General features: G+C 67.9%; 15 protein-coding genes. 8 read left to right on the forward strand and 7 right to left on the reverse strand.

What is annotated here, in order from left to right; all coding sequences use genetic code 11:
• Positions 1-49: 49 nt before the first annotated feature.
• The 3 genes from OG417_RS05975 (at position 50) to OG417_RS05985 (ending at position 3,178) form a co-directional block, all read left to right on the forward strand.
• The gene (locus tag OG417_RS05975) at positions 50-670 is read left to right on the forward strand and encodes a TetR/AcrR family transcriptional regulator (RefSeq protein ID WP_329250880.1); all 621 of its coding nucleotides are present in this window, start codon (positions 50-52) and stop codon (positions 668-670) included.
• Between the two features lie 76 nt (positions 671-746).
• Positions 747-2,510 (forward strand): serine/threonine protein kinase, encoded by a 1,764-nt coding sequence (locus OG417_RS05980; protein WP_329250883.1) that lies wholly within the window; start codon positions 747-749, stop codon positions 2,508-2,510.
• A gap of 143 nt (positions 2,511-2,653) precedes the next feature.
• Positions 2,654-3,178 (forward strand): SRPBCC family protein, encoded by a 525-nt coding sequence (locus OG417_RS05985; RefSeq protein WP_329250886.1) that lies wholly within the window; start codon positions 2,654-2,656, stop codon positions 3,176-3,178.
• Between the two features lie 20 nt (positions 3,179-3,198).
• On the opposite strand, the gene OG417_RS05990 is transcribed toward OG417_RS05985, so the two are convergent.
• The gene (locus tag OG417_RS05990; protein ID WP_329250889.1) at positions 3,199-3,591 is read right to left on the reverse strand and encodes a cysteine dioxygenase; all 393 of its coding nucleotides are present in this window, start codon (positions 3,589-3,591) and stop codon (positions 3,199-3,201) included.
• Between the two features lie 251 nt (positions 3,592-3,842).
• Between OG417_RS05990 and OG417_RS05995 the strand changes: the two genes are divergently transcribed.
• The 3 genes from OG417_RS05995 (at position 3,843) to OG417_RS06005 (ending at position 6,728) form a co-directional block, all read left to right on the forward strand.
• Positions 3,843-4,391, forward strand: coding sequence for a hypothetical protein (locus OG417_RS05995; protein WP_329250892.1), 549 nt, complete (start codon positions 3,843-3,845; stop codon positions 4,389-4,391).
• 73 nt (positions 4,392-4,464) lie between these two features.
• Positions 4,465-6,012, forward strand: coding sequence for an alkaline phosphatase D family protein (locus OG417_RS06000; RefSeq protein ID WP_329250894.1), 1,548 nt, complete (start codon positions 4,465-4,467; stop codon positions 6,010-6,012).
• 263 nt (positions 6,013-6,275) lie between these two features.
• On the forward strand, positions 6,276-6,728 hold the full coding sequence (locus tag OG417_RS06005) for a hypothetical protein (protein WP_329250896.1): 453 nt from the start codon (positions 6,276-6,278) through the stop codon (positions 6,726-6,728).
• A 92-nt stretch (positions 6,729-6,820) separates the two neighbouring features.
• On the opposite strand, the gene OG417_RS06010 is transcribed toward OG417_RS06005, so the two are convergent.
• Complete coding sequence (locus tag OG417_RS06010; protein WP_329250900.1) at positions 6,821-7,876, reverse strand: LLM class flavin-dependent oxidoreductase; 1,056 nt, start codon at positions 7,874-7,876, stop codon at positions 6,821-6,823.
• 352 nt (positions 7,877-8,228) lie between these two features.
• On the opposite strand from OG417_RS06010, the gene OG417_RS06015 reads away from it, so the two are divergent.
• Together OG417_RS06015 and OG417_RS06020 are read left to right on the forward strand one after the other, a co-directional pair.
• The gene (locus OG417_RS06015; protein WP_329250902.1) at positions 8,229-8,489 is read left to right on the forward strand and encodes a hypothetical protein; all 261 of its coding nucleotides are present in this window, start codon (positions 8,229-8,231) and stop codon (positions 8,487-8,489) included.
• 310 nt (positions 8,490-8,799) lie between these two features.
• Positions 8,800-9,243: a DoxX family protein gene (locus OG417_RS06020; protein ID WP_329250904.1), complete on the forward strand. Its 444-nt coding sequence runs from the start codon at positions 8,800-8,802 to the stop codon at positions 9,241-9,243.
• A 360-nt stretch (positions 9,244-9,603) separates the two neighbouring features.
• On the opposite strand, the gene OG417_RS06025 is transcribed toward OG417_RS06020, so the two are convergent.
• Genes OG417_RS06025 through OG417_RS06045 form a run of 5 tightly spaced genes read right to left on the reverse strand, consistent with a single transcriptional unit; the run spans position 9,604 to position 14,628 of the window.
• Entirely contained in the window at positions 9,604-10,026 is a 423-nt protein-coding gene (locus OG417_RS06025) for a RidA family protein (protein WP_329250907.1), read from the reverse strand.
• Positions 10,023-11,213 carry a pyridoxal phosphate-dependent aminotransferase gene (locus OG417_RS06030; protein ID WP_329250909.1) on the reverse strand — a complete coding sequence of 397 codons (1,191 nt, stop codon included), beginning with the start codon at positions 11,211-11,213 and terminating at the stop codon, positions 10,023-10,025. Before OG417_RS06030 ends, OG417_RS06025 begins: the two co-directional genes overlap by 4 nt.
• 17 nt (positions 11,214-11,230) lie before the next feature.
• Complete coding sequence (locus OG417_RS06035) at positions 11,231-11,926, reverse strand: HAD-IA family hydrolase (protein ID WP_329250911.1); 696 nt, start codon at positions 11,924-11,926, stop codon at positions 11,231-11,233.
• Complete coding sequence (locus OG417_RS06040; RefSeq protein ID WP_329250914.1) at positions 11,910-13,274, reverse strand: amidase; 1,365 nt, start codon at positions 13,272-13,274, stop codon at positions 11,910-11,912. The genes OG417_RS06035 and OG417_RS06040 overlap by 17 nt, the downstream gene beginning before the upstream one ends.
• Positions 13,275-13,287: 13 nt before the next feature.
• Positions 13,288-14,628: an MFS transporter gene (locus OG417_RS06045; RefSeq protein ID WP_329250917.1), complete on the reverse strand. Its 1,341-nt coding sequence runs from the start codon at positions 14,626-14,628 to the stop codon at positions 13,288-13,290.
• Between the last annotated feature and the right edge of the window lie 110 nt (positions 14,629-14,738).

Here is a 14,738-nt window from a genome sequence, read left to right on the forward strand (position 1 = left end):
CGTTCCCGGACCGGCTCGCCGGTGTTCCGGCTGTGGTAGCACTGCACGCATGGACGACAAGCTCGGTCAGCGCGCCGGTTACCACCACGGCTCCCTGCCCGCGGCTCTCGTCGCGGCGGCACTCGAACTCTTGGACGAGCGCGGGCTCGACAAGGTGAGCGTGCGCGAGGTCGCGCGCCGCGCCGGGGTGTCGCCGGGGGCCCCGTTCCGGCACTTCAACGATCGGCAGGCGCTGCTGACGGCGGTCGCCGACCGGATCCTGGCCGACTTCGAGGAATGGCAGCTCGCCGCGCTCGCGGACGCCCAGTGCGGGGCGATGCACGCCTACGGTCTGGGGTTCGTGCGGTACGCGATCCGGCATCCGCACCGTTTCGAGCTGATCAAGTCGCGGGTGTTCGGCGCCGAACAACCGGACGAGCTCCGGAGCCGGCTGGACCACCTGGAGCAGACGCTGGGCGACATCATCGTGGCGGGCCAGCTGGCGGGCGAACTCCCGGAGGGCGACCCCGCCGTGATCGGCCTCGCCGGTCAGGCGATCGTCTACGGACTGTCTCAGATGATCATCGATGGCTACCTGCCCCGGGATCACGCGGACGAGCTGGCCGAGCGGGTGCTGGACGCGTTCGGTCCGAAACCGCCGAGCACTTCGCAAATTGAGCACCGCGAGTAGCCCGTTCCATTTTCTCCGTTCTTCTCCGCATGAGAGAGTCAGGCTTTGATCATGGTTGACGGCGAGGGGGCACGGGGTGTCCAGCGGCAGGCTGCTACCGCTCAAGCCGGGTGATCCGCAGCGGGTCGGGCAGTATCTCCTGCTCGCACGGCTCGGGGCCGGAGGGATGGGCCGGGTCTACCTGGGCCGCTCGCAGGGCGGGCGTACGGTCGCGGTCAAGATCGTCCATCCCAACTTCGCCGAGGACAGGCAGTTCCGGCGGCGGTTCGCCCAGGAGGTCGCGGCGGCTCGTCGTGTCGGAGGGTTCCACACCGCGCAGGTGGTGGACGCCGACACCGACGCCGATCCGCCGTGGCTCGTGACGGAGTACATCGCCGGTCCGTCGTTGCAGGAGGCCATCGACGAGCACGGAGCGCTGCCCGAGCAGGCGGTGGCGGCGCTCGGCGCGGGCCTGGCCGAGGGGCTGATGGCGATCCACGCCCGCGAGGTGGTCCACCGGGACCTCAAGCCCGGCAACGTGCTGCTCGCCTCGGACGGGCCACGGATCATCGACTTCGGCATCGCCCGCGCGCTCGACGCGACCTCGCAGACCACCCGCAGCAGCCTGATCGGTACGCCCGGGTACATGTCGCCCGAGCAGTTCCGTGGTCGCGAGGTCGGTCCGGCCAACGACGTGTTCTGCCTGGCGGCGGTGCTGGCGTTCGCCGCCACCGGCCGCCGGCCGTTCGGTGAGGGGCCGGGCGACGCCCTCGGCTACCGGATCGTCAACGAGGAGCCCGACCTGACGGGCGTACCCGCCTCGCTGCTGCCCCTGATCGCGGCCGGCCTGGAGAAGGACCCGGACGACCGGCCCGGTACCGAGGAGTTCCTCGACCGGTACTCCGCGCTGGTGGAGGGCGAGGGGCTGTCACTGCCCCAGCCCGTCAACACGATGATCCTGACACAGGTGGCGGAGACCAAGGCCCTGACCGCGAGTGCTCCCGAGGGCGTGAAGGCTCCCGGGGAAGAGGCTCCCGAGAGGCCGTCTCCGGGGGTTCCTCCCGGCTTCACGCCTCCGTCTTCGTCGCAGGTTCCGCCTGGTTTCGCGCCTCCGCCTGGTTTCGCGCCTCCGCCTCCGCCGGGGGGTCCGCCTGGGTTCACGCCTCCGTCTCCGCAGGGGGTTCCTCCCGGTTTCACGCCTCCGTCTCCGCTGCCGGCCAAGCCCGCGAATCGGCAGGCGGGTTACGCGGTGGCGGCGCTGGTGGTCGCGGTGCTGATCGCCGCGATCGTCGTGTTCGTCGTCGGCCGGAAGGACAGGACCGACGCATCGGGTTTGGGCACCGCGCAGGCGAGCACGTCCCGGACGTCCGATGAGGAGACTCCGACGCCCGATCCCACCTACGAGGCCTTCGCGGCCATCTCGGTCGGCGACTGCCTGGACGCGTACATGGACCCGTACGAGATCGACGAATGGAGCGAGGAGCTGCCGCGTGCGGTCGGCTGCGAGCGTACGGACGCGTACGTGCGGGTCACCAAGGTGACGGACGGCACCTGCGACAACACCCTTCTGGACGGGGAGGCGACGTGGAACTACAGCGGCGGACAACGACCGATCCGCCTCTGTCTCGAACGGCAGTTCCGCGTCGGCGAGTGCTTTCTGGCCGTTAAGAATCCCAAGACGGGCAAGCCCAGAATCAACTACCACGGGCTGATGACCTCGTGGGGATGCGGCAAGAGCACCGTCCCGACGGACTTCAACTTCATCCTCCAGGTCACCGGCCTGACCAACGGCACCTGCCCCAGCGACTCCTACACCTGGGAGGACTTCCGCGGCGGCAACCTGTGCGCCAAGGTCAGTTGAGTCGCGGCGGCGGGGGCGAGTATCGGCGCGACCGCCGGCCGGTACGAGCGGCGTGGGGGTAGTCGATCCAGCCGGCTCTCAGGAACCTTGACCATGGGCCGCCGCCCTGATGTAATCGCCGCTTACATCAGGAAGGAGGCCCGATGCACATACCGCGATTCCCCGAGCCCGCCGCGACCGGCATGGTGACCATCGAGGCGGAGCCGGACGAGGCGTACCGCATCATCAGCGATCCGCCGTCCATGGCCCTCCTGGCCGCGGAGGCCTACAGCGCCCGCTGGCTGGACGGCGCGACCGCCCCGGCCGTCGGCGCCCGGTTCCGCGGCTACAACCGCAACGGACCGCGTCGCTGGGCCACCACCTGCAGCATCACGGACGCCGAACCGGGCCGGCGCTTCGGCTACGAGGTGACGGCGCCGTTCAACATCCCCCTCTCGCGTTGGCAGTACGACATCGAGCCCACGGCGGACGGCTGCGTCGTCACCGAGACCAGCTGGCTGCGCGTGCCGTCCTGGTTCATCCCGTTCGGCATCGCGATCACGGGCGTCGCCAACCGCGCCGACACCAACGACGCCAACATCGCCACCACCCTGCGCCGCCTCAAGGCGTACCTGGAGAAGAGGTCCAGCCTCCGCGCCGAGGGACGGCTGACCGACGCCGGTTCCTGATCAGTCCGCCGTGGGACCGCTCATCCGCGGTTCGCGTGCAGGCTGAGGGCGTACCCCGGGCCGAGGTTGACCAGCTCACGGGGATTGCCGGCGCCGTACACGCGGATCCGGTTGGCCCGCAGCGTGCGCTCGGCGACGCCTTCGTCGGTGATCGTCCGCTCGGACAGCTCGCCCGCGAGGACGGTGAGCACGGCGGCGCCCGGGTCGGCGCGGTGGCCCGGAGGCCAGACCGACAGCCACAGGTCGTTCGCGGCGGCGAGCCGTACGGGCGTGCCGTCGAAGCGGGCGAGGTGCCACCAGTACGCGGGCCGGGCCGCGACCTCGCGGACGACGCCGGCCAGGCGGCCGACGGTGAGGCCGTCGACGGCCTCGTGGCTCTGCATGGTGAGATCGGGAATGGCCGAGAAGTTCATCAAGGGTCCTTCGGAGTGCGGCCGAGCGCCGCGGGCTGACGTCTACGACGAAGATCGGGTCAGCGACAACACGAAGGACACAGCGCGATGACCGCGTGGCGGGACACCACGTCGGCGGTCGAGAAGGTACGCGCTGGCATGAAGGAAAGTCTGGGTGCCACCGCGCCGCTCTGTCAAGCCGGACGACCGCCGCTACCAGGCACGAAACAGACTTGCCGGGAATTTCGGGGCCCTCGCCTTAGACTTCCCCGATGTCGCTGATCGTGGGCTGTGTGCTGTGCTTCGTGGCCGGTGCCGGGGCGGGAGTCGCCGGGGCTCTGAGCGGTCGGCGGCTGTTCCGGGTCCGGCGCTCCCTGCGCACCTACCGCAAGCGGCTCGAAGGGCCCCGTCCGGGGCTGGCCTTCTACGTCATCCCCGCCGAACTCGGTGACCCGAACGAGGTCGTCGCGGACCTGACCGGCAACCGGCGGCCCCGGCTGTGCCTCATCGGACGCCTGTGCGGGCCCCTCGCATCGGACGATCGGCCGGGCGGCGGCATCGTTCCGGAGGCCGGGTTGGAGCGCGGTGCCCTCTGGGTGGCTCAGGGGCTGCTGATCTTCGATCCGGTGCGGGAAGGCGCGGAGATGAGCGTCCTGGAGGCGCCGTACGGGGTGGAGGTGCGGGAGCCCATGGTGACCGAGGCCGGTATCCCGACCGTGACGTTCGACCTCGGTGACAGCGTGCTGGTCTTCGAGCCCACGCCCGACAACGACGCGTCGAACGCCTGGAGCCGCATCCAGAGTGTGCTGGAGTTCACCTAGCGGCAACCTTCGGTCCTGATCCCGTACCCCGTCGCGCGCCACGATCGGTGCGGTTTCGAGACGGGAGTGGGATATGAAATTCGACCGGCGTTCCTTCCTGCGCAACGGCCTCATCGCGACCGGAGGCGCCGCCCTGCTGGGGACGGGTCCACACGCGGCCGCCCTCGTACGGTCCGGGCGTCCCCGGCTGACGCACGGTGTGCAGAGCGGTGACCCGTCGGCGGACGGCGCCGTCGTCTGGACCCGCGCCGACCGGCCCTCCCGCATGCTCGTCGACGTCAGCACCCGTCCGGACTTCCGGCACTTCTCGACGGTGCGCGGCCCGCTCCTCACCCCGGACACCGACCTGACCGGCAAGGTACGGCTGGACGGCCTGCCCGCCGGCCGGCGGATCCACTACCGCGTACGGGCCGCCGACCTGGACGACGCGTCGCTGGTCTCGGCCTCGGTCTCCGGCACGTTCGGCACGGTCCCGCGGGCCCGGCGCGACGTCGGCTTCGTGTGGTCCGGCGACCTCGCCGGCCAGGGCTTCGGGATCAACCCCGACATCGGCGGGTACCGGATCTTCAAGGCGATCCAGGCCGCCGACCCCGACTTCTTCCTGTGCAACGGGGACCACTGGTACGCCGACGACCCGATCGAGCCGAGCGTGACGCTCCCGGACGGGAGGATCTACCGCAACCTGACCTCGCCGGAGAAGGCGAAGGTCGCCGAGACCCTGGCGGAGTACCGCGGCCAGCACAAGTACAACCTGATGGACGACAACCTGCGCGCCTTCGCCGCGGCCGTGCCGCAGATCAACCAGTGGGACGACCACGAGACCCACAACAACTGGTACCCGGGCGAGATCCTCGACGACGACGCCTACACCGAGAGGCGCACGGACGTGCTGTCGGCGCGGGCCCGGCAGGCGTTCTTCGAGTACGTCCCGATCGGCGGGCGGCCGCACGACGACGGGCGCATCTACCGCAGAATCCCCTACGGCCCGCTGCTCGACGTCTTCGTGCTCGACATGCGCACCTACCGCGACGCGAACGGCCCGGACGACCAGACCACCGACGCGCAGGGCATCATGGGCGCGCGGCAGGCCGAGTGGCTCAAGCGCTCGCTCGCGGAGTCGCGGGCCACCTGGAAGGTCATCGCCGCGGACATGCCGCTCGCGCTCGTCGTGCCGGACGCCGACCGCATCGAGGCGGTCGCACAAGGGAACAACGGCGCGCCGCTGGGCCGTGAACTGCAGCTCGCGGACGTCCTTTCCTCGATCAAGAAGAACCGCGTCCAGAACGTCGTATGGATCACCACGGACGTGCACTACACGGCGGCGCACTACTACGACCCGGCGAAGGCGGCGTTCCAGGACTTCGAGCCGTTCTGGGAGTTCGTGTCCGGGCCGCTCAACGCGGGCGCCTTCGGGCCCAACGCTCTGGACGAGACCTTCGGCCCGACGGTGAGGTTCCAGTCGGCGCCGCCGCAGGCCAACACCTCGCCGCTGGAGGGCTACCAGTTCTTCGGCGAGATCGCGATCAGTGGGGAGTCGGGAGACCTGACCGTCCACCTGCGCGACTACACGGGCAAGGCGCTGTGGAGCGTTTCACTTTCCCCGAAACGGCTGTCACATTAGGTGATCTTAATGTAACTTCTCGTGACATCCACGCGAGCCCCTGCACGGGATCGTGGTGGAGGTCCAGCAGGAGAAGACCAGGGCCAAGCGCCGGCAGTTACCGCGCTACGCCGCCGCGCTGTGGCTGATGCTGCGGTGCCCGGTGACGGTGCTGTGCATCTGCCCTGATTCGGACGTCGCGGCTTGGTACGCCGAGCCGATCGAGACGGGTCTGTCCGGTTATGTCTTTCGGGCCGTGGGTTTTCGGGCCGGGAGAGGTTCCGGTGATCCTCGACTCCGAGGAGGTCGCCGCCCAGCCGGAGCTCGCCATGCTGGGGGTAATGGCCCATGGCCGGAACCGGAAGGTAGTCCAGACCTTCACGGACACCCTGAAAGCCATGGAGGACAGTGAACACGCTCTGCAATACTACGAACACGCTTACCTCATGGCTTCGCCTGCGGGGCGACGCATCCTGGAGGAGTTCATGCCATCGACGGATTGGCCTGTTTACAGTCCCTTCGCCAAGAAGCACTACGGCCGCGGCAAAGCCGAGGGTCTAGAGGAAGGCGAAGTCAAGGGTGAGGTCAAGTCGATCCTGGCGATCTTGGACGCCAGGGAGATCGAGGTGCCCGAAGACGCTCGTGCCCGCATTCGCGGCTGCGTCGACGTGGAGCAGCTCGACACGTGGCTCAAACGTGCTGCCGTCGCGCACTCCGTGACGGACGTATTCGACTGACCGGGCCGGTAAGGCCTTTGTGGCGGTCGGTCATCCCGGGACCGGTGGGCGGCTCGACGCATGGCTGGGGCGGGCTGCCGTCGCGGAATCTCTCATGGATCTGTGCGGCTGAGCAGTGGCTGGTCCTGGGTTCGGAAGACGGGGATGACCTCGCTGCCGAAGCGGCGGATGCACTCCAGTTCCTGCTGGTGGTCCGGTCCCGCCGCCATGCGGAAGGTCAAGATGAGGTAGTCGGGGTCGATCGCCTCCTGGAAGGCGCGGATCGAGGCGATGCAGTCGTCCGGGCTGCCGACGATCAGGCGATCGATCCGGTGGCGGTCGAACTTGAAGTCATCTTCTTCGGTGACGTCCTGGAGGAACGGCTCGCGGTCGGCCACCCAGCGCGGGACCTCCTTGAAGTAGAACCAGTGGTCGGCGCGGACGTGCGGCCACCAGGTGCGTTCGACGTCGGCCAGGGAGTCGGCGACCCAGCCGTCACGGAGCAGGTTGACGCCGAGTTTGTGCGACGTGCCGTACTCCTCGCCAGCGCTGCGGTACACCTCGGCCCAGTGCTTCATGACGTCGATGTTGTGCAGCGGATCGGTCGGCCACGGGCAGCCGAACCGCGCCGCGCGGCGCACGCCGGGCTCGGACATCGCGCCCAGCCACAGCTCGGCGCCGACGGGCCGGGGGGTGATCCGGCCCTTGATGTCGAAGTGCCGGCCGTGGAAGTCGAGTTCCTCCCCGGCCCACGCGCGCTGCACGACCTCGATGCACTCTTCGAAGCGCGACACCTGGGTGGCGGGGTCGATCCCGTAGAGCTCGAACTCGGTCGGGAAGTTGCCCAGCCCGCACCCCAGCCGTAGCCGCCCGCCCGAGATGACGTCGACCATCGCCGCGTGCTCGGCGACATGGATCGGGTGCTCGAACGGCAGCAGGTGGATCGTCGTGCCGATCTCCACGCGCTCGGTGATCGCGGCCAGCGCGCCGAGTGCCGCCCACGGGGAGGGCGGATAACCGTCGGGCATCATGTGGTGTTCGGGTACGAAGAGGCCGTCGAAGCCCGCCTGTTCGGCAACCTTGGCGGCGGCCAGGATCTCCTGCCATCGCTCGACGATGTTCGCCGCGCCGGGCGGGTCCTGCGGACGGAACAGGATGCCGAACTTCATCTCCGACCCTTTCTCCGTGCGTCTCCCTGATGTGCCCGCCCACCAACGTATCTGCCGAACTGGCGGCTGAACATACCGAAAAGTATGGTTGATCATTCATTATCGGCCGACGTGGAGGCGCCGCCGATAATGCTCATCTACGCCGTTCAAACGCTCGTGCCGGTTGAAATCAGAGAGTGTGAACAAGGAATCCGACAAAAAGGAAATGGGAAATTGGCCGCACGTCGCGGTCCGACGGCGTCATCGGCCTCGATCCGCCGGTGAAGGTCGGTCGAAGCGGCGGGCGGGGTCGGTCCTGGCGCCAAGGTGATGTCGCTGGTGGCGGCGATGTGCGCCGGAGCCGGCAGCATTGATGATGCCGACCGGCTACGGCACGGTGCGATGCCGGTGGCCTTCGCCGGAGTGCGGGCTCCTGGCCACCGCCACCGAGACCGGCCGCACCGGCGCCCGAATCCTGCGCGCCGACTCGGAGTTCTCCACCGCCGATGTAGCGGCCGCCTGCCGCTGCGGCAGCGACCGGTTTTCGATCACGACCGGGAATCCCTCCACCGGACGAGCCATCGCCACCATCCCCGCGGATGCCTGGCGGCAGGTCCGCTTCCCCAACCCCTGAAAAAGCCGGCCAGGCCGGCCGATCAGCCCTGCCCGCTGGAGACCGGCAGCCCATCATCCGAGCGAAAAATGACCGAAAGACCATCAGCGACATTCACCGGCGGATCGAGGCTAAGGCGAACAGTTCGTTTATCTGAATCTGTAAGCTTCCATGAAAAGCCGTGAAAGAGGGTTTTTGTAGTTTATTAACCGACTTACACTCCAGTAATCCGCCGGTAAACGACCTGGCGAGACCGTCTTTTTCGTCCCCTACCGTCGCCCGACGGCCGGTCCCCTTGGCCGTCCGCGTGTCTCCCGCCTCGGAGGAATCCATGCAACGGCTGCGCTCTTCCGTACTGTCGCTTTTCCGGGTCATAGTCGGGTTCTTGTTCACCTGCCATGGAGCCGCAACCTTGTTCAACGTCCTTGGCGGCGCGCACGGCGGCGCACAACCGCACCTGGGCGAGTGGCCCGGCTGGTGGGCCGCCCTGATCCAGTTCGTTGCCGGCGGGCTGGTGACCCTCGGGCTGGCCACCCGTGTCGCCGCAGTGATCGCGTCAGGGTCGATGGCCTACGCGTACTTCACCGTCCACCAGCCGAAGGCGCTCTTCCCCATTCTCAACGGTGGCGAGCCGGCGGTGATGTTCTGCTGGTCCTTCCTGCTGCTGGCCCTGTTCGGCGGCGGGTCCTGGGCGCTCGACACGCTGCTGAGCCGCCGGGCACGGCCCGCGGTGGTCCTGGCCGTCGAACCGATTTCCGCCGAATTAGAGGTCTGACCCGCATCGCGGCGCCCAGCACCGCCCGCCGGGCGCCGCGATGTTTCGCTGCCCACCTGTCTTCAGCGCCGCCCCGCTCCAACACGAAGGCGACCGCGGCGGCGATGCCGTGGCCGGCGAGCACGGTGCGGTCATGCTCAGGTTGAGGGCGGTCGCATGGAGTTGCCCGGCGTTCTGCGCGGCCACTTTGAGGCCCGGGTGGGACGCCTGCGCGTGGCGCCGTTGACGTCAATGGCCATCGCCGTCATCTTGACGATCCGTTACATCCTGCCTGGGTACCGACGGGTCAAGTACCTGCGAATGTGGCTTGTAGAACGCGTTGTCGCTCATGTTGCCGTCCTGCTGGGCGACACAGCCAGATCACTCCGATGCGATTGCGACGAGTTCGACCTCCACCGGCTGACCTCCGGGTAGCGAGCTGACCCCGATGGCCGTGCGAGCGCCGACGGCCGCGTCACTCCAGCGCTCGCGCAGGCAAGAAGAGGCTTCGTCGGCCAGCACAGAATGACGGGTGAATTCTTTCGCGCAAGCCAGGTAGACGGTCAACCGCATCAGCGCGGTGACGGTCTCGCCGGGCTCGAGCATGCTCGTCACGGCGTCGGCTGCATTCTGCGCGGCGATGCGAACTGCACGCCGGCGCTCGTATTCATCGAGATCGTCGCCGATGGTTCCGAGGAGTGTGGCCTTGCCCCGCATGCGGGATGTCATGCCCGCAGTGAAGACGAACCGACCGTGGCGTGCGGCCGGGACGTAATCACCCTGAGGGGGCGGAGCGTCGGTCATCGGACGTGATCCTGGACGAACTGGGCAATGATTTCACCTGCTTCGATCGCCCGTTGGCGATCTTGGGAAAAGTTCAGCCGGATGTTCGATCGGAACTGGGGTCCGAACTCAGTACCCGGAGTCACGATGACGCCATACTTCGTGCGCAACAGGTCGCACAGTTCCAAAACGGAGATCGACAGGGGTGGCAGTTCCGGAAAAAGGTAGCTCCCGCCCTCCGTCGGCCGCACCCTGGCACCGTCGGCCTTGCCGATGAGCGAGACCATGTGATGCAGGATTTCCTGATGGTCCCTGATTCGCTGGTCCAGCCAGCCGTCGGGCTCCTCGAACCACACCTTGAGCACCGCTTGGTTGTAGCCGGCGGTACGCAGGGAGTGGATGGCCAGGATTTGTTCCATCCTCTTCAAGATCGAAGCAGGCCCCACCGCGACGCCGGTACGGAATCCGCTCATCGACTCTGTCTTCGATGGCCCCATAAGGGTCAGGCAGAGGTCGGAGGCTATACCGCTTGATCGCAGGTGGACGAAGGATCTTCCCGGGTAGATCAGTCGTGAGTAGAGCTGGTCGGCGACGACGAAGGTCCCGTACTCCTCCGCGATGGCGGTGATTTCTTCAAGATGATCGCGGGAGTAGATCACGCCGGTCGGGTTGTTCGGATTCGAGAAGACCAGCACCTTGGCGCCGGCACGGGCAGCGTCTTGGAGTTTCTCGAGATCGATGCGGCCCGGAGACGACGCGTCCGCGAAGTCGAGTGGAACGGGCAGGACCTCGCCTTGGAGGAAGGTGACTGTCTTGCGGTTGGCGAAGTAGTCGGGTTCGATGATCGCCACCTTGTCGCCGGGGTTCACCAAGGCGGCCAGGGCAAGGAACAGGCCACCCTGGGTTCCGGGGGTGATCATCAGGTTGCGTGCCGGGTCGACGGGAGCGCCGGTAAACTCCGCGATCTTCCCGGCGGTGGCTTCGAGGAGGTCGCTGTGCCCGCGGTACCTGGAGTAGGCCCGTCCCGCCCCGGCGACGAAAGCTTCGTGGAACGCCTCGATCGCCCCGGGGGGAGGCGGGAACGCGTCGACGTCGCCGTGCGAGAAGTCCACCAGGATCGATGCCGCTTCGTGTGTTGGGTGGCCAGCACTCTGCTGACCGGGCGCGTTCTCGATGCCGAGGGACGAAAACCGGTCGATGGTCGTCATGTGCGAGTCCTCATTCCTCACTGCGCGACGCCGAGCACCCGCGGAACTCCGCGGAGATCCGGCAGGACGGCCTGGGGTTCGGGGGTGCCTTCCCGGAGCGTTTGGCTGTTGCGGTTGATCCAGATCGTCCGCATGCCCATGGGGATGCTTCGGGGCAGGTCGACGTACTGGGACTGGGCGAGGTGGACGGTGGCCGCGGCCGCCACTCCCGCTCGCGCGAGAACGAGTTCGAAGAGAGCCGGTGCCGGCTTGTAGGCGTGAGTGGTCTCCGCGGTGATCACAAGTTCGAAGAGGTCGTCCATCCGCCGCACGGCGTGACTGATGATGTCGTCCTGGCTGTTGCTGATGATGCCGAGCCGGAAGTGTGGCGCGATCTTGTGTAGGAAGTCCAGCGTGTCCGGAAAGGGATCGGCGTCCGCCATGGCGTCGCCGAAGTCGTCGCCGTCGCTCGGGCGCACGTCAGCGGAGAACGAGCGCAGTGCGTCTTGCAGGCTGTCCTTGAGAAGGGTGCGGTAGAGCTTGAACGGTCCGGCGAGCATCGGGAGTGCGTGCCGGTAGTACCAGTTCTCGTAGAACTCCGCTTCCGAGACCGACAGGGACTTCGCGGCGATCAGGTCGGCAACGTACCGGCGCAGTGCGCTGTCCCAGTCGATCAGCGTGCCGTAGCAGTCGAAGGTCAACAGCTCGGGCCGGGGCTCAAGCGGGAATGTCATGGGGGTGGTCCTCTCGTGATCGGGTGCGTTCGAACGCGGCGGCGACGGTGAGCAGCCGGCGTTCTGCGTGCCATGGGCCGAGCAGTTGCAGGCCGACGGGCAGTCCTGTGGGTGAGCGGCCGCACGGCACGGTCAGCGCCGGAAGGCCGAGCAAGTTGGCCGCGGCGGTGTTGCGGGTGAGGGTGGATCCGACGTCGGCGACGCCGGCCGGCAGGTCGACGATCCGCTGCTGCACGAGCGGAGCGGTGACCGGTACGGTCGGGGTCGCGATGACGTCGACTTGACGGAAGACGGCTTCGGCAAAGTGCCGGCGGGCCTTGCGCGCCAGTTCGTAGTCGTCGCCGACCGCACGCGGGGCGTTGAGGATGCGGTCGAGGACTTCGGGGTGGATGCTCTCGCTCCGGTGGTCGACGAACTCGCCGAGGCTGACGTCGGCCTCGGTGGCGAGAACGCGACGCTGGATTGCGGTCATCAAGCTCATGTCGGGCAGCTCGACGGGTACCAGCTCGGCGCCGAGTTCCTGGCAGGTGGCCAATGCCCGCAGGACCGCGGCACGGACCGGCGGCTGGACGTCGTCGAAGTAGAAGGTGGTCGGCATCCCGATCCTGAGGCCGTTGAGCCGGGTCGTCGCGGTCGTTTCCCGGTGGGTGGTCCGCTGGGTGAGGACGTCGAGCAGGGTGGCGCAGTCCCCGACGGTACGGGCCATCAGTCCGACGCAGTCGAGGGTCCGGCTGAGCGGAACCACCCCGTCGGTGCTGATCCCGCCTTGAGTCGGCTTCAGCCCGACGACTCCGCAGAATGCGGCGGGAACGCGGACCGATCCGCCGGTGTCCGTGCCCAACGCCGCGAAACACAGGCCCGCTGCTACGGCGGCACCCGAGCCGCTACTCGAGCCTCCGGACATCCTGCCCCGGTCGTGCGGGTTACGGACCGGGCCGAAACCCGACACGTCACCGGTCGCCCCGTAGGCGAACTGGTGCAGGTTCGTTTTGCCGATCACGATGGCCCCGGCCGCCTCCAGCCGGTGGAGGACCGCGGCGCTGCGCGTCGGTTCCGGATCGACCGGTGGCCGCAGTCCCGCGGACGTCGGCACGCCGGAGAGGTGGATATTGTCCTTTACCGCGATCGGTACCCCGAGAAAGGGTCCAGTTTTCGCGCTCGTCGCCTGCTCGACCGCTTCGGCCTGAGCCACCGCTCTCGACCCGAGAACACTGACATAGCAGTTCAGAACCGGATCGACGGCCTTGATGCGCTCCAGCGTCCAGTTCACCAGCTCGACCGCAGAGACCGTGCCGGACGCCACGGCCGCGGCAGCGGCCGTGGCGTCCAGTCGCGGGAGGTCTGTCATGTTCAACGGGGGCTCACGAGGGTTCGCCGGCCGGAGCCGGGCTGGCGGCCGGGTTCGAGGCCGCCGCCGCCACGCTGCGGTCCTTTCCGGTCTCGCGGGACATGTACACGCACAGCAGGCTGATCAGCGACAGCGCCACCAGCCAGGCCGGCGCCGGCCAGTAGGCGCCGGCCTCGGCGACCAGCGCGGTCACGATCAGCGGGGTCGTGCCACCGACGGCCGCCGCGGAGACCTGCTGCCCGATCGAGGCGCCGGTGTAGCGCACGTGGGCGTCGAACATCTCCGCGGTCAGCGCCCCCATCAACCCGTACAGCGCGCCGTTCGCGATGCCGCCGAGTCCTTGGGCCAGCCACACGATCGGGGCAGACTGGAGCTCTACCAGCCAAAAGAGCGGAAATGCGTAGAGTGCGGTGAACGTGGCGGCGACGATGAAGACCGGGCGCCGGCCGACACGGTCGGACCAGGCGGAGAAGACGAGGGAGCCGATCAGGCCGCCCACCGAGAAGAAGATGCCGCCGATGAGCATCGTTGTTGCCGACAGCCGCACCTGGTCCGTTCCGTAGGAGACCATGTAGGTCGCGTAGACGTAGTAACCGCCGCTGGTCACCAGGAACGCGCCGATGCTCAGCAGCACCTGCTTCGGGTGGGTCCGCACCACCTCGGCCAGCGGGAGCCTGCTTGCCCTGACCCGTTCCTGCGCCCGGGCGAGGGCCGGCGGCTCCGCGATCTGCGTGCGGATGAACAAGCCGAGCACGATGAGCACTGCGCTGAGCAAGAACGGAACTCGCCAGCCCCAGCTGAGGAACTGGTCATCCGGTAGCTGAGTCACGATGGCGAAGACGGCGGTCGCCAGCAGGAATCCGGCGGGCGACCCGATCTGGGGGAAGCTGCCGTAGAGTCCGCGCCGGTTCGGCGGGGCGTGTTCCACGCTCAGCAGGACGGCCCCGCCCCACTCCCCGCCGAGCCCGATACCGCCCAGGACTCGCAGCACTACCAGGACGATCGGCGCGGCGACACCGACGCTTGCGTAGGTGGGCAGGGCGCCGACCAGGAACGTCGAGATTCCGGTGAGCAACAGGGCGGCCAGCAGTGTGGTTCGCCGGCCGATCCGGTCGCCGAAGTGGCCGAAGAGCAGGCCGCCGAGCGGCCGGGCGATGAAGCCCACCGAAAAGATCGCGAACGACGCGAGGGTCCCCGTCAGCTGGCTGAGGTTGGGGAAGAAGAGCTTGTCGAAGGCCACTGCGGCGGCCATGCCGTAGAGCTGGAAGTCATACCACTCGATGGTCGTCCCCACCAGGCTCGCCATCGCCAGCTTGCTCACCGATACCTGCTGTTGGTTGTTTCTCGTACTCATGGGTACCTCCGCACGTCCTTCACGCATGACCAGGCGTTCCTGTGGAGGGCGGATGGCTGGTTCTCCAGCCGCAAGTGTCCGTTGATGGTTTGGATGTGGTCGTTCTTCAG

Source organism: Actinoallomurus sp. NBC_01490 (assembly GCF_036227085.1).
GTDB lineage: Bacteria > Actinomycetota > Actinomycetes > Streptosporangiales > Streptosporangiaceae > Actinoallomurus > Actinoallomurus oryzae.

Excerpts from the sequence above, each read along its gene's own strand:
- OG417_RS05975 (WP_329250880.1), top strand. The coding sequence starts at position 50 with ATGGACGACAAGCTCGGTCAGCGCGCCGGTTACCACCACGGCTCCCTG.
- OG417_RS05985 (WP_329250886.1), top strand. The coding sequence starts at position 2,654 with ATGCACATACCGCGATTCCCCGAGCCCGCCGCGACCGGCATGGTGACC.
- OG417_RS05990 (WP_329250889.1), bottom strand. The coding sequence starts at position 3,591 with ATGAACTTCTCGGCCATTCCCGATCTCACCATGCAGAGCCACGAGGCC.
- OG417_RS05995 (WP_329250892.1), top strand. The coding sequence starts at position 3,843 with ATGTCGCTGATCGTGGGCTGTGTGCTGTGCTTCGTGGCCGGTGCCGGG.
- OG417_RS06000 (WP_329250894.1), top strand. The coding sequence starts at position 4,465 with ATGAAATTCGACCGGCGTTCCTTCCTGCGCAACGGCCTCATCGCGACC.
- OG417_RS06010 (WP_329250900.1), bottom strand. The coding sequence starts at position 7,876 with ATGAAGTTCGGCATCCTGTTCCGTCCGCAGGACCCGCCCGGCGCGGCG.
- OG417_RS06015 (WP_329250902.1), top strand. The coding sequence starts at position 8,229 with ATGATGCCGACCGGCTACGGCACGGTGCGATGCCGGTGGCCTTCGCCG.
- OG417_RS06020 (WP_329250904.1), top strand. The coding sequence starts at position 8,800 with ATGCAACGGCTGCGCTCTTCCGTACTGTCGCTTTTCCGGGTCATAGTC.
- OG417_RS06025 (WP_329250907.1), bottom strand. The coding sequence starts at position 10,026 with ATGACCGACGCTCCGCCCCCTCAGGGTGATTACGTCCCGGCCGCACGC.
- OG417_RS06030 (WP_329250909.1), bottom strand. The coding sequence starts at position 11,213 with ATGACGACCATCGACCGGTTTTCGTCCCTCGGCATCGAGAACGCGCCC.
- OG417_RS06035 (WP_329250911.1), bottom strand. The coding sequence starts at position 11,926 with ATGACATTCCCGCTTGAGCCCCGGCCCGAGCTGTTGACCTTCGACTGC.
- OG417_RS06040 (WP_329250914.1), bottom strand. The coding sequence starts at position 13,274 with ATGACAGACCTCCCGCGACTGGACGCCACGGCCGCTGCCGCGGCCGTG.
- OG417_RS06045 (WP_329250917.1), bottom strand. The coding sequence starts at position 14,628 with ATGAGTACGAGAAACAACCAACAGCAGGTATCGGTGAGCAAGCTGGCG.